General features: G+C 45.8%; 23 protein-coding genes. All 23 read right to left on the bottom strand.

The annotated features are described in order from the left end of the window. Positions 1-40: 40 nt before the first annotated feature. A complete protein-coding gene (gene ftsA / locus WBM30_RS07010) occupies positions 41-1,357 on the bottom strand; it encodes a cell division protein FtsA (protein WP_424900019.1) in 1,317 nt (438 codons plus the stop codon). A gap of 254 nt (positions 1,358-1,611) precedes the next feature. Further along, the gene (locus WBM30_RS07005) at positions 1,612-2,556 is read right to left on the bottom strand and encodes a cell division protein FtsQ/DivIB (RefSeq protein ID WP_424900018.1); all 945 of its coding nucleotides are present in this window, start codon (positions 2,554-2,556) and stop codon (positions 1,612-1,614) included. Positions 2,557-2,574: 18 nt separating this feature from the next. Continuing rightward, positions 2,575-3,675 carry an undecaprenyldiphospho-muramoylpentapeptide beta-N-acetylglucosaminyltransferase gene (murG, locus tag WBM30_RS07000; RefSeq protein ID WP_424900017.1) on the bottom strand — a complete coding sequence of 367 codons (1,101 nt, stop codon included), beginning with the start codon at positions 3,673-3,675 and terminating at the stop codon, positions 2,575-2,577. Between the two features lie 15 nt (positions 3,676-3,690). Next, positions 3,691-5,079 (bottom strand): UDP-N-acetylmuramoyl-L-alanine--D-glutamate ligase, encoded by a 1,389-nt coding sequence (murD, locus tag WBM30_RS06995; RefSeq protein ID WP_424900016.1) that lies wholly within the window; start codon positions 5,077-5,079, stop codon positions 3,691-3,693. An 18-nt stretch (positions 5,080-5,097) separates the two neighbouring features. Further along, entirely contained in the window at positions 5,098-6,063 is a 966-nt protein-coding gene (mraY, locus tag WBM30_RS06990) for a phospho-N-acetylmuramoyl-pentapeptide-transferase (RefSeq protein ID WP_424900015.1), read from the bottom strand. Between the two features lie 69 nt (positions 6,064-6,132). Next, entirely contained in the window at positions 6,133-8,241 is a 2,109-nt protein-coding gene (locus WBM30_RS06985) for a penicillin-binding protein (RefSeq protein ID WP_424900029.1), read from the bottom strand. A 47-nt stretch (positions 8,242-8,288) separates the two neighbouring features. Further along, positions 8,289-8,672: a cell division protein FtsL gene (ftsL2, locus tag WBM30_RS06980; protein WP_424900014.1), complete on the bottom strand. Its 384-nt coding sequence runs from the start codon at positions 8,670-8,672 to the stop codon at positions 8,289-8,291. Positions 8,673-8,767: 95 nt separating this feature from the next. Continuing rightward, complete coding sequence (gene rsmH / locus WBM30_RS06975) at positions 8,768-9,718, bottom strand: 16S rRNA (cytosine(1402)-N(4))-methyltransferase RsmH (RefSeq protein ID WP_424900012.1); 951 nt, start codon at positions 9,716-9,718, stop codon at positions 8,768-8,770. A gap of 8 nt (positions 9,719-9,726) precedes the next feature. Continuing rightward, positions 9,727-10,212 (bottom strand): division/cell wall cluster transcriptional repressor MraZ, encoded by a 486-nt coding sequence (mraZ, locus tag WBM30_RS06970; RefSeq protein ID WP_424900011.1) that lies wholly within the window; start codon positions 10,210-10,212, stop codon positions 9,727-9,729. 202 nt (positions 10,213-10,414) lie between these two features. Beyond that, a complete protein-coding gene (locus tag WBM30_RS06965; RefSeq protein WP_424900010.1) occupies positions 10,415-11,458 on the bottom strand; it encodes a glycosyltransferase in 1,044 nt (347 codons plus the stop codon). Between the two features lie 33 nt (positions 11,459-11,491). After that, positions 11,492-11,869 (bottom strand): DUF3397 family protein, encoded by a 378-nt coding sequence (locus WBM30_RS06960; protein ID WP_176974077.1) that lies wholly within the window; start codon positions 11,867-11,869, stop codon positions 11,492-11,494. 150 nt (positions 11,870-12,019) lie between these two features. Continuing rightward, positions 12,020-12,199 (bottom strand): 50S ribosomal protein L32, encoded by a 180-nt coding sequence (gene rpmF, locus WBM30_RS06955; protein WP_086628343.1) that lies wholly within the window; start codon positions 12,197-12,199, stop codon positions 12,020-12,022. A gap of 58 nt (positions 12,200-12,257) precedes the next feature. Continuing rightward, positions 12,258-12,815, bottom strand: a complete 558-nt coding sequence (locus WBM30_RS06950; protein WP_424199001.1) for a YceD family protein — start codon at positions 12,813-12,815, stop codon at positions 12,258-12,260. A gap of 93 nt (positions 12,816-12,908) precedes the next feature. Further along, positions 12,909-13,613 (bottom strand): aspartate/glutamate racemase family protein, encoded by a 705-nt coding sequence (locus tag WBM30_RS06945; RefSeq protein WP_086985435.1) that lies wholly within the window; start codon positions 13,611-13,613, stop codon positions 12,909-12,911. Between the two features lie 41 nt (positions 13,614-13,654). Further along, positions 13,655-14,872: a carbamoyl phosphate synthase-like protein gene (locus WBM30_RS06940; RefSeq protein ID WP_424900009.1), complete on the bottom strand. Its 1,218-nt coding sequence runs from the start codon at positions 14,870-14,872 to the stop codon at positions 13,655-13,657. A gap of 142 nt (positions 14,873-15,014) precedes the next feature. Continuing rightward, positions 15,015-16,232: a nucleotidyltransferase gene (locus WBM30_RS06935; protein ID WP_424900008.1), complete on the bottom strand. Its 1,218-nt coding sequence runs from the start codon at positions 16,230-16,232 to the stop codon at positions 15,015-15,017. A gap of 53 nt (positions 16,233-16,285) precedes the next feature. Then, positions 16,286-17,029 carry a class I SAM-dependent DNA methyltransferase gene (locus WBM30_RS06930; protein ID WP_424900007.1) on the bottom strand — a complete coding sequence of 248 codons (744 nt, stop codon included), beginning with the start codon at positions 17,027-17,029 and terminating at the stop codon, positions 16,286-16,288. Further along, positions 17,026-17,391, bottom strand: a complete 366-nt coding sequence (gene rsfS, locus WBM30_RS06925; RefSeq protein WP_106450685.1) for a ribosome silencing factor — start codon at positions 17,389-17,391, stop codon at positions 17,026-17,028. The genes WBM30_RS06930 and rsfS overlap by 4 nt, the downstream gene beginning before the upstream one ends. Further along, positions 17,391-18,005: a bis(5'-nucleosyl)-tetraphosphatase (symmetrical) YqeK gene (gene yqeK, locus WBM30_RS06920; RefSeq protein WP_424900006.1), complete on the bottom strand. Its 615-nt coding sequence runs from the start codon at positions 18,003-18,005 to the stop codon at positions 17,391-17,393. The genes rsfS and yqeK overlap by 1 nt, the downstream gene beginning before the upstream one ends. Then, positions 17,992-18,618 carry a nicotinate-nucleotide adenylyltransferase gene (locus WBM30_RS06915; RefSeq protein ID WP_424900028.1) on the bottom strand — a complete coding sequence of 209 codons (627 nt, stop codon included), beginning with the start codon at positions 18,616-18,618 and terminating at the stop codon, positions 17,992-17,994. The genes yqeK and WBM30_RS06915 overlap by 14 nt, the downstream gene beginning before the upstream one ends. A gap of 77 nt (positions 18,619-18,695) precedes the next feature. Beyond that, positions 18,696-19,007, bottom strand: coding sequence for a ribosome assembly RNA-binding protein YhbY (gene yhbY, locus WBM30_RS06910; RefSeq protein WP_424900005.1), 312 nt, complete (start codon positions 19,005-19,007; stop codon positions 18,696-18,698). 21 nt (positions 19,008-19,028) lie between these two features. Next, positions 19,029-20,156 (bottom strand): ribosome biogenesis GTPase YqeH, encoded by a 1,128-nt coding sequence (yqeH, locus tag WBM30_RS06905; protein ID WP_424900004.1) that lies wholly within the window; start codon positions 20,154-20,156, stop codon positions 19,029-19,031. Next, a complete protein-coding gene (locus WBM30_RS06900) occupies positions 20,149-20,676 on the bottom strand; it encodes a YqeG family HAD IIIA-type phosphatase (RefSeq protein ID WP_424900003.1) in 528 nt (175 codons plus the stop codon). The genes yqeH and WBM30_RS06900 overlap by 8 nt, the downstream gene beginning before the upstream one ends. Positions 20,677-20,735: the final 59 nt, after the last annotated feature.

The raw sequence follows: 20,735 nt of genomic DNA, 5'->3' as shown, positions 1-20,735 counted from the left end.
TTCCTCCTATTTCATACCATTCTTTTTATGTTCAGCGTGATTATTCAAACAGATTATTGAACCAACGTTTTAATTTCCCGACTAAGCTTTCTTCGTAATTATCCTCATCGGCATATGTCTCATTTTCATAGACAGGTTCTTCGATGACTGCCGGTTGTTTCGCAGTTTTGGATTGCAAAGGGATCACTTTGCCTGTCACCTGCACTTTTCCTTTGGCAACACGGTAGATGTCATCCAGACCCGCTACATACTTAATCAGGCCGATGCTCGTTGCATAGATCGGGTTGCGCATTCCCATCTGCTCCGGGATGTACAATTTGACATTGATTTCGAAGATTTCTTTTGCCAAATCGACGACGCCTGGTAATGCTGCTGCGCCTCCAGTCAGAACGATACCGCCAGGGAGGTTGCGAGCTTCCACTTTATCCAAGGCACGTTTGATGTTTTCGAAAATCTGCGCAAGACGCGCTTCGATGATTTCGGACAAATATTTCTCGTCCACTTTTACTGGTTCTTCTTTACCGATCGTTTCGACAGGGAAAAATTCCTCATCGGATGTATCTTCGGAAATGGCATAGCCATATTCACGTTTTGCGCGCTCCGCATTTTCCAAGGTCGTGTTCAAGATGATGGAAATGTCTTTGGTGACAAGATCGCCGCCCTCAGGATCAACAAATGAAAATTTCAATTGATCGTCGTGCATGACAGAGGCGCTTGTTTGGCCGCCGCCCATGTCGATAAGGATGGTCCCAAAATCCCGCTCGCCCTTATTCATGGCTACGCTTGAAATGGCCAATGGTTGTACAACCATATCTTCGATTTGAAGACCTGCTTTTTCTACACAACGTTTGATGTTATGGATGATTGTTTTCGGACCAGTGATCATGCTTGCGTACAATTCAAGACGTACGCCGATCATGCCTCTTGGGTCTCTGATGCCATCGAACCCATCTACGATGAACTCTTCAGGGATGACGGAAATGATTTCTCTTTCTGGCGGAACGGAACGAACTTTTGCGGCAGCAAAAACGTTTTGGACGTCTTTGTCTGTGATTTCCTTGTTTTCGCTTGCGACTGCATACATCCCATGACAAGGTTCGATGCTGATTTGATTGCTTGGTATGCCTACGATGACGTTTGATATCTGAATATTCGCTTTTTTTTCAGCTTGGCTGACTGCACTGCGGATCGATTCGACCGTTTCATCGATATCAACGATGACGCCACGGCTGAGACCTTTGGAAATTTCATTACCGACTCCAATAATGTTCATTTGATTTTTCACATATTCTGCGACTACAACTTTTATTGAAGTGGTTCCAATATCTAGACTGACGTATATTCCTGAATTCTTCATGGTTTTATTGAAACCTCCGTTTGACATAATGGCTTGTGTAAACATCCGCATTGTTCCGAAAAAAATCATCGGTTACTGATACGTGATGCCAGAAAGCTATACCTTATCATTTTATCATAATAATTCTTCATTTACGAAGATTTTTACAAATAATTCTATCAGAAGGAAGTCTGACAAAAGTTCTTCAATCCCTCAACAATGATACCGATCATTGTTCAAGGATTGACTGCAAGTCAATCCTAATCTCTCTCAGCTCATTCGACTGGAGTGGCGGAATCTGCCGAAGCCGCCGCTTCCTCTTCCGTCGTTTGCGCAAAGGGAGTAAAGTAGACACCCACTTCAAGATCAATGGTTCCTTTCGTCTCGCCTAATTGGCTCACGATGTCGGGGTAGTATAAGATTTTCTCGGCAAAGGATGGCAAGATCGCCTTCACTTCATTCCCGTCATTCATATATACCGTGATTGCATATGGATTTTCTTCCGTTCCGGTATATTTGATTTCAGAGATGCTGTTCTGGACACTGTCAGTCAATTGCATGTATTGTTCGAGTAGGTCCTCCAGATTCTGGTTCATTTCAAAGCTTGTGATGATCGGATTGTTGCCGATCGGAACCTTCAACTCCGTGTCCGCCACAGTGCCATTCTCCAGAACATTATAATAGCTGCCACCCGAATAAACGTAGGCAATGGTTTCGTGTTCCGTAACATGGATCGTGACATCGTTCATGCCGCGCAGCGTCACTTCCGCTTTTTTGACTACGGGCAAAGTATGAGTAATGTAAGCATCGATTTTTTCGTCATTCCAGACGACACCCAAGGCGGTCAGCTTCCCCGTGATGTGGCTGGCATCGATGATACTTTGTTCCGGAACATCTTCGGCCCCTTCCACATAGATGTCCTTGACTTTACCGTAGGGAGAAATCAGAAAACTGCTGCCGATGACCCCAATCAAGAAAATACTGTACCATCCAAGGTACCCTTGGCGCTTGTCTGTTTTTGTGGTTTCGGGAAGGTGTTTTCTTGCCTTCAACTTTTCTTTTTTTTCTTTCATCAAACGATGCATGCGGCCGTTTATGGTAATTTTCTGCATTAACTGCGTCTTATTTTGCTTTTCCGATTCAGCAGTTGCGCGCTGCCAGGGAGTCACTTCCGACGAACGCTTATTGTTCAGCTTATGCCGGATTTTTCCAAAAATCATCTGGCCTCCCTCCCTTTCTCACTTCTTCAAAGTCAAGATGACATCGATGATCCTGTCTGATGCATCGGTTATGCCCATCTGCTTGGCTTGGAATGCCATTTCTTTGCGTGCAGTTACATTGGTCATCAGCTTATCGATGGCTTCAAATAATGATTGTGCCTGCAGGTCTTTCTCGAGAATCATTTCGGCTGCCCCGTTTTTCACTAGGCTTTCCGCATTTTTTTGCTGATGGTTGTTCGTGACATAGGGACTGGGAATCAGGATACTCGGCAGGCCCAAAGCCATCACTTCCGTCAATGTGGTCGCTCCGCTGCGCGATACGATTAAGTCGGTACGCTTAAACAATTTCGGCATATCATGGATGTAGGGCACAATACGGACATTGTCCAAACGGTCTGTCAACATATTGATTGATTGCTCCACCGCATTGTAGTGGATGTCTCCGGTTGCCAACAGCACTTGATACGGCCTGTTTTTGAAAAGCGGGTAGGCGGCTACGAAAGAGTCATTCAGTTTTCTGGCTCCACGGCTGCCGCCAAAAATCAAAACAGTAGGCAACTCTTCCTTCAATCCGTAGTCCTTCAGGTCAGCACTTTCCTTCAAGGAGGCTACTTCCTGCGCCCGGGGATTCCCGGTGAAAATAATCTTCTCTGGATAGGAGGAGAAGTCTCCGCGGGCATCCTCAAAACAAATGCAGATGCGATCCACAACTCGGCTCAAAAATTTATTGGTGACGCCTGCCACTGAATTTTGTTCATGAATGATGGTTGGCACGCTCAGTTTGGATGCGGCATACAGGACGGGGGCGCAAACATAACCACCCGTTCCGATAACGACATCCGGCTGGAATTCCTTAATAATTTTCTTCGAGTCCGAAATGCTCTTGATCATCAAGTAGATTGTCTTCAGATTCTGAAGCGATAAACTCCGGCGCAGACCTTGGATTTTGACCGATTTGAAGGCAACGCCCGCCTTCGGTACGATCGTGCTCTCCAAACCACGGTCGGTTCCCACGTAAAGGAACTCGCTGTCCGGATATTTTTCTTTGATTCGGTTCATCAGGGCTAAAGCCGGGTAGATATGCCCGCCTGTTCCCCCACCGGATAATACTATTTTCATAAGCACATAGGTTCTTTAGAAAGAACCATCCTCCTCACTCGTGGCTTTGACCAAGGAATGGACAGCATCTGTGAATGTTTTGCCGCGCACTTCAAAATTTTTGTACTGATCCCAACTCGCGCAGGCCGGAGACAACAGAATCGTATCGCCTTCTTCACTGTACTGGTAACTGATCGGAACCGCACTGGCGACATGATCCGTCACAACGATTTCTTTGATGCCGGCTTTTTCTCCCGCATCCTTGAGTTTCTCGGCAGTTTCGCCGAAGACGATCAGCGTTTTCACGTTTTCAAGAAAGGGAACGAGCTCCTCGAATGTATTTCCACGGTCCAATCCTCCCGCCAACAGGACGATTGGTGTCCGGAAACTGCTCAGAGCAGTTTTGGTTGCGAGGATGTTGGTCGCTTTCGAGTCATTGTAGAATTTCCTTCCGTTGAGCTCGGCTACGAATTGGATCCGGTGCTCTACGCCATAAAAGAGGTGGAAGGCTGATACGATGGCACCATTGGCTACACCGGACAGTTTCGCTACAGCGATCGCAGCAAGGGCATTTTCGACATTGTGTTCGCCCGGAACCCTCAAATCGGAAATATCCATCACTTTTTCGCCCTTGAAATACAGGGAACCTTCTGACGCATAGGCGCCCTCCTTCAGAATCTGTGTGCGTGAAAAAGGAACGATTTGCGCTTTTGAAAGCTGAGACATTTCACGCAATTCCGCTTGATCCCAATTCAAAACAAGATAATCATCCGTGGTTTGGTTCTCGGTTATGCGCCACTTCGCTTTGACGTATTCTTTGCGGTCCCCATGATAATCCAGATGGGCTTCCGTGATATTAGTGATGACGGCAATGGCAGGACGCATCGCTTCGATACCCATCAATTGAAAACTGGACAGTTCCATCACGACATCGTCGTCTGCAGTCGCTACACGCGCCACTGCGGATGCAGGCACGCCGATATTGCCGGCTATATAAGCTTTGCCTATTTTTCTGCCTGCATTCAAGAGGTCAGTGATCATCGTCGTGGTAGTGGTCTTTCCGTTCGTGCCTGTCACACCGATCAGGCGGCCTTCGAGGATTTCTGCTGCCAACTCGACCTCTGTCAATACAGGGATTCCCAATTCAAGAGCACGTTTCACCATCGGATTGTTGTAAGGGATGCCCGGATTCTTGACCATGAACGAGAAAGATTCATCCAATAACTCGATCGGATGGGATCCAGCGATGACTTTGATTCCAGATGAAATCAACTCCTTCGCATCCGGATTGTCGTTCAATTCCTTTGCGTCATTGACTGTGACCATTGCGCCCAGTTCCAGGAGCAGTTTGGCCGCATTCATCCCGCTGAGAGCCAAGCCCAGCACCAATACTTTTTTGTTTTCGAATCGATTATTTGTTTTCATGTCTTTTTCTCCTTTCGCTTAGACAAGCAGCCACAAGGCTAAGATTGCAGAAACCAGACCGACCGCCCAGAAAGTCAGGACGACGCGCCATTCACTCCAACCACTCATTTCGAAATGATGATGGATAGGGGACATCTTGAAGATACGTTTGCCGCGCAATTTGAAGGAGCCTACCTGCAGCATGACGCTGGCCGTTTCGATCACGAAAACAAGGCCAATCAGCAACAGAGACCATTCCAGATGCAACGCCAAGGAAACAACGGCGAGTCCGGCACCCAATGCCAACGAGCCTACGTCGCCCATAAAGATCTTAGCTGGTTTTTTGTTGAAAAAGAAGAAACCGATCAGGCCGCCCACAATCGCGATACAAAACAGTAGTACTTCCAATTGTCCTTGGCGGTATGCCAATATGCCGTATGCAGTATAGGCGATGCCTGCTGTGCCGGCAACCAATCCATCCAATCCATCGGTCAGATTCACAGCATTCGAAAAACCTGTGATCCAGATAATCGTGAATGCAGCGAACACGAACCAGTTGTAGATCTGTCCCAAGAAGGGAATGGTAATCAAAGGATCTGAACCCGAAAAGAAGAACAACGCGACAAAGACGAAAGACCCGACCAATTGCGAAATGAACTTCTGCTTGGAAGTCAGCCCTTCATTTTGTTTTTTGAATATTTTCAGGAAATCATCCAAAAAGCCGATAGCTGCAAAAAACAACAGCACGAACAGCAACATAGCCAATTTTACGGTGAGGACATCCTTCCAGATTGCAGTCCCGATAACGGTAAGGATTGCAGCAATGATGAATACGACTCCACCCATCGTCGGTGTACCACTTTTCACTTGATGCCATTTCGGACCTTCTTCCCTTGTGATCTGTCCGAATTGTTTCACTTTAAAATAGCCGATGAAAATTGGCATCATGCTGATTGTAATGGCAAAGCTGATCGATAATGGCAACAGCATTTCTGTCCAATGCATATGATTTCCTCCTAATTGGTATTTTACATTTTTTGATTGATTAATTTTATGAGTGTTGCTTCTGAACGCTTACTCCAAAATGATCTTGACTTCTGTGGCAGCGTTCAGGATGGATCCCGTCTCCAGACTCTGGAAAACCACATAGCCTTCCCCTTCAAAAGTAAAGTTTATGCCTGCGATTTCTGATACTTTCAGGACATCGTCTTTTGACCAACCGTAAACATCAGGCATCGTCATAGCCCCTTCTGTCATAAGGATCGTCTTCTGGTTCGTGATTGTTTGTGTCCCGGCGTATGGGTATTGTTGCACGATTCGGCTGCCGCTGCCGATGATTGCTGTATCATTATATCCGACAGCAGTCAGTGCTGCCAAAGCTTCATCTTTGGATAAAGTTGTCACTTCTGGCATCGAAGCCTGGTTGACGTCCCCCGTCACTTCCGTATTCAGATTGTCGTACTCGATTGCCCTTGTCATGAATGGATTGAATATTTCCGACAGATACTTGGAGCCATTCAGACTATCCAAGTTTGCAGGCCGTTTCATTGTCAAATACAAGATATAGCTGGGATCATCCGCTGGCGCGAATCCGACTACCGAGTATAGATAATTGGAATAGCCAGTATAATATGCCCCTGTCGCAGAATTCACCACTTCCGCCGTACCCGTTTTGGCAGCGATCTCTGTCCCTTCGATCTGATAAGCCTGTCCGGATCCATTCTCGTTGTAGACGACTTCTTTCAGATAGGTCAGGACCGTTTGGGCGGTTTCCGCCTTGATTGGAGATCCGACCTCTTCCGGTTCGTTAACGGTGACCTTGCCTGTATTCGGATCTTCTGTGCGATCCAAATAGTTCAGTTTCATCATGGTGCCATCATTTGCGATTGCCGTAAAAGCTTGCATCAATTGGAAAGGCGTAACTGTTACCCCTTGTCCGAAAGCCGTATTCGCCTTTTCCAGCGGATACGTATAGCTGTAATTCCCGGTTGCTTCATTTTCCAGTCCCGAATCGGTTGATTGTCCGATTCCAAATGCCTTCATATAGGACTCCCAAACATCGTAACCCATTGATTGCACCAGTTTCACGAACGCCACGTTGCTTGAGCGGGCCAATCCCTCGAGATAGGTGATATTGCCCCAACCATCTTTATTGTAGTCACGGATGGTTCCTCCTTCCACTTCTATACTACCGGAAGTATATGTTGCAAATGGGCTGAATACCCCCTCGTTCACAGCTGCCGCCAAAGTCAAAATTTTGAAAGTGGAACCCGGTTCGTAGGTATCCTCAACCAATAAATTCTGCCATTGAGAATCAATGCCATCTTTGGTCGTGGCGTTGAATGTGGGACGTTGGGAAGCCGCAAGGATGGCGCCGGTATCTGGATCAACCAACATAGCTGTCATCGATTCCGGTTCGGCCTCTGCATACACTTGCGACATCAGGCTTTCCAGATAGATCTGAAGGCGACTGTCGAGCGTCAGATAAAGATTACTCCCTTCAACTGGCTCCTTTTCCTGAATCTGCGTTCCCGGAATCTTGTAGCCATTGGAATCTTCTTGATAGGTGACTTCACCATCACTGCCATCCAACTCATTATCGTACAGGGATTCTATTCCCATCATGCCGACTAATTTCTTCTCTTCGTTTGTGTCTGCTTCTTCATCGCTGGCTGAACTTTGCGCAAAGCCGACAAGATGGGACGCAAAAATCCCGTTTGGATAAAGTCTGGAAGGTGTTTCCTCGAACCTAATCCCCGGAAGTTCTTCCGCTTCAATGCTGGATTTTGTCGCATAATTCAGGTTAATTCCGGCGCTTCCGAATTCGACTTGCTTCAAACCCTCTTGGTTCAGAGTGGCCAGAATCTCTTCTTTGCTCATGCTGATGTATTGTGCCAGAGCTTCAGCAGTTTTTTCCTTGTCGACGATATGATTCGGATTTTCTTTATCTTCACTCCATTCATCGGTCAAAACGGCAACCAACGAATAAGAAGTAGCATCCAAGGCAATGGGATTACCACCTATGTCATAGATGGTACCTCTTTTTGCGGCAAGGATACTACTTCTGGTATATAAGTTATTAACATGCTCGCTTAGATTCTCGCCATTTACCTTCTTGGTGATCATGATCATAGAAAAACGAAAAATAAATACAAGAAATAGTAAACCTGTTAAACCAACCATGATGCGAGTCATTTTTTTTCGATTTTTTTGAGGATTAGCTGTTTTTTTCATCGCGTAACATTCCTAACGTTTGCTTCATTCATTTCCAGACCAAGTTCTTTTGCTATCTCGATGATGCGGTCGTATCTTGAAAGTTCTTGGACTTCTTGCTCCAAGTTTTGATTTTCTAAACCGATCGCAACACTATCATTTTGTAAGTCCTGCAAGGCTCTGTTCTGATTGGAGAGGGTCACTTGTGTAGCCAGTGATAACAGCAATACGACCAATGCACTTAACAGCGTTATGGTGATGGCAAGTTTTTCAAGTTTGACATATTTATCTCTAACGGCCTTGTAGCCTTTCGGTTCAGGTTGGCCTTTTATGGGTTCTGTCTGTTCTTTAGGCAGCGTTGGTTGTGGTGCTAATGCCGCTCTATATTCAGGTAATGCCACTTAATCCTCTCCTCCCCCGCAATGAATTATGCAGCTCAGGCACAATCCATTGCTTCCGACTGGTGATCCTTCGTTACAGAGCTGCTGTGCTCCTGTTATTTCTTGACTCTTTCGATGACGCGCAATTTTGCACTTTGAGAACGTGAATTTTCACTTAATTCCGCCTCGTTGGGCATGATTGGTTTTCGACTGATCAACTTGTAGTCCGCTTCATATTCCTCGGGTAGAATAGGCAATAGCAGCAACGTTTCCTCTTTCGAGCTGGCTTCTTTGAAAAGCACTTTAACGATCCGGTCCTCCAAGGATTGGAAGGAAATGACGCTCATGCGCCCTCCGACGTTCAGCATCTTCAAGCCATCTTCTATCGAATCTTCAATAGCGGATAATTCGTCGTTGACGGCGATACGCAAAGCTTGGAAAATGCGCTTAGCCGGATGCCCGCCTTTTCTTCTGGCAGGCGCAGGGATACAGTCTTTGATGATTTCGACCAGTTCGCCGGTCGTCTCGATCGGTTGGGTTTCTCTGATTTTTTCGATTTTACGGGCAATCTGCTTTGAAAATTTTTCTTCGCCATAACGATAAAAAATCTTCACTAACTCAGCAAAAGACCACTCATTCACAATGACGCGGGCCGTCAATTCCTGTTCTTGGTCCATGCGCATGTCGAGTGGTGCATCATAGCGGTAACTGAACCCTCGTTCTGCTTGGTCCAATTGCGGGGAAGACACTCCCAAATCATACAGGATGCCGTCTACGCCAAATACATCACGGTCTTCCAGTTCTTCTTTGATATTCCGAAAATTTGCCTTGATGAGTGTCACCATGCCTTTTTCGATATAAGTCGCCAACGTTGCTTCAGCATTTTCGATTGCGATACGGTCTTGGTCAAAGGCATACAGATGCCCTTTTTCATTTAATTTTGATAGAATCACACTGCTGTGTCCGGCACCACCTAAAGTGCAATCGACATAAATACCATCTGGTTTGATGTTCAAACCATCAATGGACTCTTTTAACAACACGCTATAATGTTCAAATTTTTCCATTTTTACACCTACAATCCAAAGTCGATCATCGTTTCAGCAATATCTTCGAAGTTTTCGGCAGCCTCATCAGCAAATTCTTCCCACTTCTCGTTGCTCCATATTTCAATACGGTCGGCTACTCCGACAATACGACATTCTTTTTCAATTTTCGCATAATCCAATAATGTTTGAGGGATATTGATGCGCCCTTGTTTATCCAATTCAGCTTCCATAGCGGCTGAATAGAAAAAACGGGTAAAAGCACGCGCATCTTTTTTGGCAAGGGGCAGCTGGTTCAATTTCTCTTGTAGCAGCTCCCATTGGCTTAACGGATAGCCGAACAAACAGCCGTCCAATCCACGGGTGATGATGAACGTATCGCCTAATTCCTCACGGAATTTTGCGGGCATGATCAATCTTCCTTTAGCATCTATATTGTGTTTGAATTCGCCCATCAACATAAAGACACTCGCCCCCACCTTCAAATATGTTTTCAGTCTACCACATCCCCCCACTTTCTACCACATTTTCCCGAACAATTCATAAAAAAAACAAATTGATTTCGACAAGTAATCGAAATCAATTTGTTTTCAGTTATCATCTATCATTTTGCCCGGCGCAAGGATGGGACATCGCAAGCGCCACATAGATAAAGCTTAGATAGGACCAGCCGTTTCCGAAAAATTTAACGAATGTGGGGATTTTTCCCACAAAACATCATTTTGTTTGCGGGACCGAGATTGGGCTTTTATCGGACTTATTCAACTGGATCGCAGTTTCGTATGCACTTCTCAATTCCGAACCGATGTAGCTGAGGTCTTTCTGGCGTATATGATCTTGGCCTGCAGCCTTCAAAGAAGGCAGGTCCCCTTCCAGAATGCCGCTGATCAACCTTCGGAAATCATCATTGGTTTTTCCTTTGTAGACATGCTTGCCATCGACGAAATCATCCTCATAGATCGGTATATCCCGGATCAGGATCTCCTGTCCCATGGCGAGTGCCTCCAGAAGGACGATTCCTTCCGTTTCTTCGTAAGTTGGAAAGAAAAACAAATCAGCACCACAGTATGCGTTCCGGAGCTCATCAGGCACCACATATCCGGCAAATTGCAGATTGGGCAATTTTGTCTCTACGGCCTCCCGGATTTCGCGCGGAACCTGGTGGAGGTTCAAGTATCCAAACCAGATGAACTGGTACGCAGGCATCGATTTGGCTAAAGCGACAAAATCAAGGATCCCTTTCCGCTTGATGTAAAGGCCGACAGACATGACAACCTTGTCTGTTGCTGTATATCCATATTTTTGACGGAAGGACGCACCCATTTCCTCAGTCGCTTGGTAAAACGACAAATCGATTCCGTTCGAAATTGGTATGATCGGTTTTTGCAACCCAGCCTGCTGCAGCAATTTTTTGGAATAGGGGGTTGGCGTCAAGACCAGATCCCCATGACTGTAGCAGTGCAGAATCCACTTACTGAAAAGCGGTGCAGCCGCATTGGAGAAGATGAAAGAATTCTGGAAGTCCTCCTTTGTGGAGTGGGCATGATAAACGATCGGTTTCCCCTGCTTTTTGACTTTATGCAACAGACGGTAAGATTGCCCAAAGTAGGTATTGATGTGCATCAGATCAAAATCATCTCTGTAATCTGTCGTAAAAGATATCCCTTCCAGTGTGAGAGCTTTTTTCTGGTGCTCGATGGCTCTGCCTAAACCGGATTTCCCGATGTATTTCATGCCTTCAGAGTACAATAATACTTTCATGTTTATGTGCCACCTCATTCTTCAATTTTTGGACTATCCTCTTACAAGGAAATAGATGCGCAACAGCACCAACATGTAATAAAAAAGCAGCGCCATCAAAAACAGTATTTTTATGAAATAACGATAGAACCGCTTCGGCTGATGGATTTTTTTGCGTTTGTCGAAATACAGTGTCTGCAGCAGACCGACGACACAGGCCGCCAACAGAAAGTGCGGCAACAGTGAATAAGTCAAACTATAGACACTCAGCAGATGGATACCTACGAACAAAAACGGCAAGACGACGTCCGCAACCGTCAATTGGATAATTTGTTTGTACCTGAGATACTGCCTAAAAAATTTATTGATCAGAATGATTTCTAAAATCGGAAAAACATACAACAGAATTTCAAAATAGTGGAAGTTTTGCATTCCAACGCTCCTTTGCAAAAATATGGCGTCCATGCCGCATAAATACATTTTACCTCATTCCGGAAAATTATGCCTCCTTGAAAAATGAGTACAAAAAAAGCCAGCAGAAAATTCATTCTGCTGACTGGAATTGCGGATGGTATTTCAGGATTAGCTTTGTTTTTCGATAACTACTTCTCCATCATAGTGACCGCATGATGCACAAACGTGGTGGCTCTTTTTCAATTCGCCACAGTTAGGGCATGCGTTCAAGCCTGGAATTGATAACTTGAAGTGCGTACGTCTTTTTGCTTTTCTTGCTTTAGATGTTCTTCTTTTAGGTACTGCCATTTCCTTACACCTCCCTGTACTAATCGCTGTATTTAGTTAAAAATCAGCGGCAAAAATTTCACTCTGTTTTTTCTTCGTCTTCTAACAGGGCCTTCAGACCAGCTAATCGCGGATCGATCTGGTCGGTTTTTTCCTCTTGTCTCTTTCTTGCGAAAGATTCTTCGGAAACAACTTCCCATTCAGCGCCACTAGGCATGTCCTCGGACTCCATCTCTTCCGGCGTGAACACTTGTAGAGGCAGATTCAGCAGAATGTTGTCCTCGATAGCGGAGACCAGATTCACTTCATCACCTTCAAGCGGCAACACGACTTCCGCAGGATTGTCCTGCTCGAGGTAGAGCGATTCACTCTCAGTGTACACTTCTTCGATTGCTAATTGCAAGGGTACCTCAACTAATTCCAACGACCTTGACGAAGGCAGGGTAATCGTTAAATCGATTCGGAAATTGGCAAGCACAGAATGATTTTCGTATAATAAGAAACCTTCCGCCTTAATCGGCGACACTGCTTTGATTTCATTATTTCTTTGCATCAATGAACTTTCCCGGTCTATCATCCGAGAGAAATAGTACGGTTCACCACGATGTTCTTGTAATTCTTTTAATGGCCACTTCATTTCCATCACCCCTAAAATAACAAATTGAATTATACTAGTGAAAAAAAAGTTTGTCAATGTATTTTCCTTTACATCCAAAAAAGGAAAACGTTTTTATGCTTTTAATTCTTTGGCCAACGCGATCGTTTTGTCCAAAAGCACCTTTTCCGCGTCGACGATCGGATAGCGTTGTTCTTCATCTTCACTGTTCATCAACGAAACTTCTGTGCACCCCAACAGCACAATGTCCGCACCGCAATTTTTAAAGTCTTCCAAAATTTCGTAATACAAAGGGAAAAATAAATGCGATCTCTCTTTGATGTAATAATAAATCATTTTATTGATCTTGTCTTGTAGTTCTCTGTCCGGTAATACCACTTGGTAACCTTTCTCAACAAGCCGATTTTCGTAGATGCGGCTCTGATGCGTTCCCTCTGTGGCAAATAATCCGACTTTTTCTGCGCCCTCATAATGTTCCGCAATATAGTCGACCGTAAGATCGATCATATTCAGAATCGGAATATCCGTTTCCTTTTGAATATCATCGAAGAAATAATGGATAGTATTGCAGGGCATGATGATGAATTCTGGCTGAAGAAGATTCAACATATGAACATCTTCTATCACGGCGTCCACCGGATTCGGTTTGGTCGGATCCAAAATATATTCCGTACGATCCGGAATATCAGCGTGGTTCATCAGAACGTAATTGAAATAATCCTGGTCGTTTTCGGGGAAATGACGTTTATTCATTTCAACAAGAAAGTTGGTAGTCGCCAGCGTTCCCATTCCCCCAAGAATACCAAAAAATTTTTTCATACTTTCTCATCCCTCGTTTCCCGTTTGTTTCTTGATTCAGCTTATTCCTCTGGCGGATACTCTCTGAATTTTTTGTAATAATTGAATTTGGAAGCCAACACATAGAATTTCCTTTTCGGGCTGACTTCAAAAGGCGCATCCAACGGGTGCACTACTTTTCCATCCTTGTATAGCTCTTTTACTTTTTTCCGCAATACGTCGGACTTGACGTACTTCAGCAAAAGGTTCTTTGGTGTCATAGTGAACAAAGTTTCATTCGTATTGATCGTAACACCAAGTTTTTTCTTGGCTATGTAATCTTCAACATAGTATTTCGCGACATTGTTGCCGCTGGCGGTAACATAATAGTTGCTGACGCCCAGACGCCCGTTCAATTCAAAGAAAACATAGTCATCTTTGCGCTCATCATACTTTACGTCAAAATTGGAGAAACCATAAAACTCGGTTTCCGCAACCAGTTTTTGGACGGAAGCAACAATCTTCTGCTCTTCCCTTGCCCAAATCGTCAGGTGGTTTCCGATGGCGGATGGCGTATGGTCTTCCAAAAGGATGTGGCCGAACGCGATCAGCTTGATTTCCTTATCCCTTGGAGATGTGTAGACCGTTACGACACCAAGATAAGTGTCATCGCCGGGCACGTACTCCTGCAGGATCAGGTTGTCTGTATAGCCATTGTCGCGCACTAAATGATAGATGCGTTCAAGATCTTTTTCATCCCGTCCGATAAAGACTTTTTCTTTCCCTTCAAAATGCAACCCCTGATACATGATGGCATTCGAAGGCTTGATGATGATCGGAAATTCAAACGGCAAGTTCAGTGAAAATTCATCCATAACCACAGTCTTCGGATAAGGAACACCTGCTTTTTCACAGATGGCATAAAAACTTTCCTTATTTGTTGCCCGCAGGAATACATCTTCATCCACGTACGGAATGATCCAATCATCACCGAAGCGGTCCTTCGTTCGGATCAACAGTTCTGCATAGCGATCGTCTGCCCCAAAAATGATTTTTTTCATATTCGGATAGTCACGGCCGATTTGTTGAATAGTCTCAAAAAAATGATCCAGGTCATCGATTCCCGGTTGGATGTAATGCTTGATGATGCGGGAATTGCCGATAGGACCTATGATCATCGGGCTGATGAGATTCGTTTTAACTTGATACGCTTCATAGAAAGCTCTCGCCAAACTATAGGCTCCTCTGTTCCCCCCCACGATTACGGGAACGAAACTGACGGAGTTGGCTTCTTCGCTCATTTGATTGTCCTCCTTAGTGCCTAAAACCGAATATTAAAGGCTCTAGCATCTATTAACCTATCCATTATATTTCTTTGGTTGTGGTCAGTCAAACGCTTCTTGCATTTTTTCATTAAAGTTTTCATAAATTTCCTTGAAAAACTTAGCTCTGATTCCTCGGCTCGTTACGGATATAAATGGGCGACCGGGTGAAATTCTGCTCCTCCAAAGCCGCACTGGCTCCCAAACGATAGATGCGATCGCTCCGGATTTCCAGCTGCAAGTCCGATGTATGTGGCTCACGCAATTTCGTGACGATTGGGGTTTCCGTATTTTTTTTCAAAGTGTTCAGATAGCGTCTTCCTGCCTCCGTAAATCCGAGCAACCGGATGGAATCCGCTTTTTCCTGGAAAGAATTCGCTTCTACCCTGGTTATCCCCAACAAAATATAGGTGCAGACCCGCTGTAGCCTGGCCCATGTCCAGCGCTTGGTCTTTACGCGCCGAATGAAGGCCGTAAAATCAGCTGCGTCCTCGGCTTCCTTTTTCAGCCTGTATTCGATACCTTCTTCAACCTGATAGATGTTCCGGAGTTCCGTATGCGAAAGCAACAGGAGCTGATATTGCAACATTCCCCAGTAAGGAGCCCAATCAAGCAGAGGACGCCTCTCCAGCGCCTCTAACGTCTCTTGCGGCACAAACCTGCCAATGTCCTTCCTTTCGGTTTCTTTTCCGTGGTGGAGTGACCATTCGCGAATGGCGGTCCCACTTGCAAATTCTTGTCCGAAAGCATCACTGTCGTTATGTCCGGCACCGCGCCTAAGCACGATGGCCGTTTCCATCGGTTCAGGGAATTGTTCATTTTCTTTGACATACGCCAATCCGAGCTGATTATTGGGCGTTGAAAAGGAAATAGCAGAACCTTGTGGGCGCAAGACTTCGGCAATCGCCGTTTCCAGTTGCGCAGCATAGGTTCTGCCATCATTTCGGTAAGTCTGAAAAATCCGATCGATTTCCGATTCGTGTTCTCGTAAGAAGCGGCTGTGCGAAATGAAATCTTCCGCTGTTCCTTCTTCAGCACCGAAAGCAAAGGCATCGCACTGCATCGCCTGCAGCAAACGGATGCCTGCACTTGCGAACAGATCCGCGGCCTGCACACTTCCCAATACGGGCATTTCCACGACTATATCCGCACCGTTCCGCAACGCGATTTCTGCACGCGTCCATTTATCCAACAAAGCGGGCGCGCCCCTTTGGACAAAATTTCCGCTCATGGCGACAACCATGACATCGCTCTGGGTCATCCGCCGGGCTTCCGATAGTTGATAGCGGTGTCCGTTGTGGAAAGGATTATATTCTGCGATTACACCACAAACTTTCATCGAAGCGCCCCCCCTTTGGTTTCATTGTATGGTTGCACAGGTTTTTACCTTACTTAAGCTTTTTTGCAGGCAAAAAACCAGCGCGGACTGTCATCGCGCACGTCAGTTTCACCGAATTCGGCTGTAGCCGCAACCTCGGTGAAGCCGGCTTCTTCAAGGATCCGCTTATAGACTTCCAGCGGATACGTGCGTTCGCGATGATATTCCGAATGGCGTTCAAACAATTCCGGGTTCTTCTTGGATCCCATGAAGAAAGTCAAATCATGCTCGACACTGTTCGCAGCATCTCCGGCAAAACTCTCCCAAAGGAAAGCTCCCGCTTCATCCTGATAGATGTACTGATACCCAGGAAATACGCTGTTCACTTGATGCATCGAGTGGACGTCGAACAAAAAAACACCGCCAGGTCGGAGATTCCGCATGACGCTTTGAAAGACTTCCGCCACTTCAGCTTCATCAGTCATGTAGCAAAGCGAATCAGAGAAACACGTCACAACGTCAAAATCCCCCATCGGCTCCAAGGAACGCATGTCCCCCACTGCCAACGAAAGCGTAACGCCTTCTTCCTGCATCCGATTGTAGGCAAGCGAAAGCATTTCGTCGGAGAGGTCGACCCCAGTCACCTGATGGCCTTTTTTCGCCAATTCCACTGCAATCTTCCCTGTACCGCACGCCAATTCCATGATGTCCAGACCGGATTTCCCGGCTGTATGTTTTTCAACATAAAGAAGCCAGCTGTCGTAGACAGACTGGTCCATTATTTCATCATAGTAATGGGCAAAGATGTCGTAACTCATTGCTCAGTAACCATCCCCGAGATGTCGACCATAGGCGCATCACTCCATAATTTTTCGATGTTGTAATAGCCGCGTTCCTCATGGTTGAAAACATGCACGATGACGTCGTTCAAATCGATCAATGTCCATTTGCCTGAATCTTTGCCTTCAACATTTTTGACCTCACCTTTGTTTTTGTGCACGTTTTCCACGATCGCTTCCACGATTGCAGCGACTTGCTTTTCATTACGGCCGTTCATGACGACAAAGTAATCACCGATCGATGTCAACCCGCGTACATCCAATGCCATGATATCCTGAGCCAATTTGTCATCTGCTGCTTTAACCACTAATTCCAATAATTCTTCACTTGTTAATTTCATTATGATTTCCCCACTTTTCTTTGGATCCAACTGTTGTAGACATAGATTGTACCGGGATAAATCGGCAGTTCTTTCTTCACCAGATGGATGATTGTTTTTTCTATTTTATAGTAAGCTGCTTCATCCAGGCTGATTTCAGCCAGTCTTCTGGCTTCATCAACGCCCTTGAATGCGCGTCCCGATTCGATGTAATCGGCGATGAAGAGGACTTTCCCAATCAGGGTCATCGTCTCGCCACCGATTGTATGCTGGCGGATCGCGTCAAGGATAGCCTCGTCCTTAATTCCGAATACCGTTTTGGCATAATAAGCGCCGGTAGGTCCATGCATGATTTCGCTGCCGTAACCACTCATTTCGCTGTCCATCCCTTCGGACAGGACGATTGCCTTCATGCTTTCCACGTCATGTTCTTTCGCAAAGTCGTGCAGCAGAGCAGCCAACGAGCAGGCTTCCACGGATGCACCGTATTGTTCCGCCAATTGGATGGAACAGGCTTCAACCCGCAGCACATGCTGGAAACGCGACGGCTTCATTTGTTTTTCCACTTCCGCCAAAATGGCTTCCCGCGTCCAATCCGTATAGATTCCTGTATATGCAAGCTCAGTCTTCGTCATCGAGATAGAGGCCTTCTTTCAAAATGTAATCTTTGACGTCCTCTTTCACCAAATAACGGATCGAGCGGCCGGTTTTGACCATCTTACGGATTTCCGTCGAACTGATGTCGATCAACGGCGCATCGACCCAAATGATCGGATAGATGCTTTCCCTTCCGTATCCTGGCCTGGCGACGCCAACGAACTGCACAAGTTGCACCAATTCATCGATGCGTTCCCACTTCGGCAAGTATTCCACCATGTCCCCGCCGATGATGAAATAATAATTGGTGTCCGGATGCATGGCAGTCAATAATTTCATCGTGTCAATCGTGAAGCTCTTGCCGCCCCGCTCCAACTCGATCGTTTCGATATCGAACAGTGGATTGCCCGCAATGGACAACCGCACCATCGACTCGCGATGATTCGCCGGAATCGATTCTTTTTCGTCGACATGAGGGGGTTCGGCATCGGGCATGAAATAAATCTTATCCAAGCCAAGTTGTTCCCCGACTTGCTGCGCGACGATCAGATGGCCTAAATGGGGCGGACTGAAAGTCCCTCCCATAATGCCGATCCGTTTCCGGTCCTGGAAAGCGATCTGCGTCTCGACCTCGGTTTCTTCGATGATCATATAATCCGTTTGTCCGATCAAATTTAAAGTTGTGATCAATTTTTTCTCACCTCAATAAAATATGGATTGGCCTGCCTTTAGATTTTTTCAACGACCGTCGAATAACGACGATTTTTCTCTTTGGATGATGGTTTGAACAACACTAGCGTGCGTCCAATCTGTTGGACGACTTTCGCTTGCAGTTTTTCTTCGATAACTGCAGCAACATCATCCGTTTCCTCATCCGTGTTCTGCAGAAGAGCGACCTTCAGCAATTCCCTTTTCTCCAACGCTTCCCCGATTTGGTAAAGCATCTCTTCGTTCAATCCACCTTTACCCACTTGGAAGAGCGGATTCATATGGTGCGCTTCTTTTTTCAAATATTGTTTTTGTTTGCCTCTTAATTCCATTTGACACCTCAGTCTTATTTATTAAATGATCGGTTTGCGCATTACTGTGTCCACGCCTTGCGGGACCCATGCTGCGACTTTGCCTGGTTTGCGGACAGTTATCCATCCCAATCCGGAAAATACGATATCGGACGGTACTTTGACATTGAATTCACGTCTGACCAACGGTGGGAAATTTGCTGCGTCTTCCGCAGACGGCGGCTGAAGAAGGGTCCCCAGATGTTTTGCATAGAATTCATCCGCTTTTTCCAATTTGGTGCGATGAATATTCAAGTCATTTGAGAAATAGCAAGTGAAGGACGATTTTTCCCCACTGATGAAATCAAAACGCGATGCGCCGCCCAAGAAAAGCGTTTGCTCTGGGTTCAATTGATAAGTGATCGGTTTGATTTCTTGTTGCGGCGCAACGAGCTTCAATTCTTTCGGGCTCAGTACATGCGCCATTTGGTGGTGATGGATGATCCCCGGCGTATCGATGAGGAAATGCCCATCGTCCAAAGGAATACGGATCTGATCCAACGTTGTGCCAGGGAATTGGGAAGTCGTGATGACATCTTCCTTGTTGCCTGTAGCCGCACGGATAATCTGGTTCATGACAGTGGATTTACCTACGTTCGTAACCCCCACGACATAAACATCTTTGCCATCCCGATGTTCTTCGATGGTTTCCAACAGATCATCGATGGATGTCGCTTTCTTGCCGCTTACCAGCACGACATCAACCGGACGCAAGCCAACTGACTGCACCTGCTCCGTCAACCATTGTTTCACACGGGACAGTTTGACCGACTTCGGCAAAATATCCACTTTATTTCCGACTACCAACACTTTATTATTCCCTGCAAAGCGATGCAATCCGGGGATCATGCTGCCGTATACATCAAACAGATCGATGACGTTGACAATCAAGGCATCTTCCATCGAGATGGTGTTCAGCATCGCCAAAAACTCATCATCCGTAACGGATACTTTTTCCATCTGATTGTAGTGGCGCAATCTGAAACAGCGTTGGCAGTATAATTGCCCGGAATCCAATCCCTTTTGCAGCGCGGCCGCCGGGGTATACCCTCGTTCGGTCGGATCATCGGTCTGGATTTTTGCCCCACAGCCGATGCAATAGAGATCTTCTGTTAATTCTTCTTTAGTCAAGTGATTTCCTCCATATCATTCCTGGATCATTTTTCAACAAACGTTTCAGCAATTTTCTTTCAAAGAATCGGTTTATGCGCGTATTCCATCCGTCCGAATTGATGATCGGCATTACCCACACACTCTTGACTCCCGCTCGATTTGCGCCAAAAACATCCGTAAGCAATTGGTCCCCAACCATCAGGCATTGGTCCAACGGAATCTGCAGCTGTTCTGCTGCCTTGACGTAGCCGCGGCGGGAAGGCTTCATGGATCTTGGAACATAAGACAATTGCAGCTTATCCGCGATTATCTTGATGCGCTTATCGCTGTTGTTGGAAATGACGACGACAGGTATCGCATTTTCTTTCATCAAAGCGATCCAATCCTTCAATTCCTGCGTCCCTTCCGGATTATTCCAGGCGATCAAGGTATTGTCCAGATCGGTCAGTACACCTTTGATGTTGTTCTTTTCAAGTTGTTCCGGAGTGATATGATAGATGGACTCCACCATCCATGTCGGTTTGAATTTATTTAACATAATGTCTCCTCATCAAAAAAATAAGAGGACGGGAAAAAGCAACAACGTCACTTTTCAAG

The organism is Trichococcus sp., assembly GCF_049684335.1.
Lineage (GTDB): Bacteria > Bacillota > Bacilli > Lactobacillales > Aerococcaceae > Trichococcus.
The sequence above is the reverse complement of the archived record's forward strand: the minus strand, read 5'-3'. Positions and strand labels throughout refer to the sequence as shown.

Excerpts from the sequence above, each read along its gene's own strand:
- rsfS (WP_106450685.1), bottom strand. The coding sequence starts at position 17,391 with ATGAAATTAACAAGTGAAGAATTATTGGAATTAGTGGTTAAAGCAGCA.
- WBM30_RS06950 (WP_424199001.1), bottom strand. The coding sequence starts at position 12,815 with ATGAAGTGGCCATTAAAAGAATTACAAGAACATCGTGGTGAACCGTAC.
- murG (WP_424900017.1), bottom strand. The coding sequence starts at position 3,675 with ATGAAAATAGTATTATCCGGTGGGGGAACAGGCGGGCATATCTACCCG.
- ftsA (WP_424900019.1), bottom strand. The coding sequence starts at position 1,357 with ATGAAGAATTCAGGAATATACGTCAGTCTAGATATTGGAACCACTTCA.
- murD (WP_424900016.1), bottom strand. The coding sequence starts at position 5,079 with ATGAAAACAAATAATCGATTCGAAAACAAAAAAGTATTGGTGCTGGGC.
- WBM30_RS06985 (WP_424900029.1), bottom strand. The coding sequence starts at position 8,241 with ATGGTTGGTTTAACAGGTTTACTATTTCTTGTATTTATTTTTCGTTTT.
- mraY (WP_424900015.1), bottom strand. The coding sequence starts at position 6,063 with ATGCATTGGACAGAAATGCTGTTGCCATTATCGATCAGCTTTGCCATT.
- WBM30_RS06960 (WP_176974077.1), bottom strand. The coding sequence starts at position 11,869 with ATGCAAAACTTCCACTATTTTGAAATTCTGTTGTATGTTTTTCCGATT.
- WBM30_RS07005 (WP_424900018.1), bottom strand. The coding sequence starts at position 2,556 with ATGATTTTTGGAAAAATCCGGCATAAGCTGAACAATAAGCGTTCGTCG.
- WBM30_RS06930 (WP_424900007.1), bottom strand. The coding sequence starts at position 17,029 with ATGAGTTACGACATCTTTGCCCATTACTATGATGAAATAATGGACCAG.
- yqeK (WP_424900006.1), bottom strand. The coding sequence starts at position 18,005 with ATGACGAAGACTGAGCTTGCATATACAGGAATCTATACGGATTGGACG.
- WBM30_RS06945 (WP_086985435.1), bottom strand. The coding sequence starts at position 13,613 with ATGAAAAAATTTTTTGGTATTCTTGGGGGAATGGGAACGCTGGCGACT.
- rpmF (WP_086628343.1), bottom strand. The coding sequence starts at position 12,199 with ATGGCAGTACCTAAAAGAAGAACATCTAAAGCAAGAAAAGCAAAAAGA.
- WBM30_RS06915 (WP_424900028.1), bottom strand. The coding sequence starts at position 18,618 with ATGATCATCGAAGAAACCGAGGTCGAGACGCAGATCGCTTTCCAGGAC.
- rsmH (WP_424900012.1), bottom strand. The coding sequence starts at position 9,718 with ATGGAAAAATTTGAACATTATAGCGTGTTGTTAAAAGAGTCCATTGAT.
- WBM30_RS06935 (WP_424900008.1), bottom strand. The coding sequence starts at position 16,232 with ATGAAAGTTTGTGGTGTAATCGCAGAATATAATCCTTTCCACAACGGA.
- yhbY (WP_424900005.1), bottom strand. The coding sequence starts at position 19,007 with ATGGAATTAAGAGGCAAACAAAAACAATATTTGAAAAAAGAAGCGCAC.
- WBM30_RS06940 (WP_424900009.1), bottom strand. The coding sequence starts at position 14,872 with ATGAGCGAAGAAGCCAACTCCGTCAGTTTCGTTCCCGTAATCGTGGGG.
- WBM30_RS06965 (WP_424900010.1), bottom strand. The coding sequence starts at position 11,458 with ATGAAAGTATTATTGTACTCTGAAGGCATGAAATACATCGGGAAATCC.
- WBM30_RS06900 (WP_424900003.1), bottom strand. The coding sequence starts at position 20,676 with ATGTTAAATAAATTCAAACCGACATGGATGGTGGAGTCCATCTATCAT.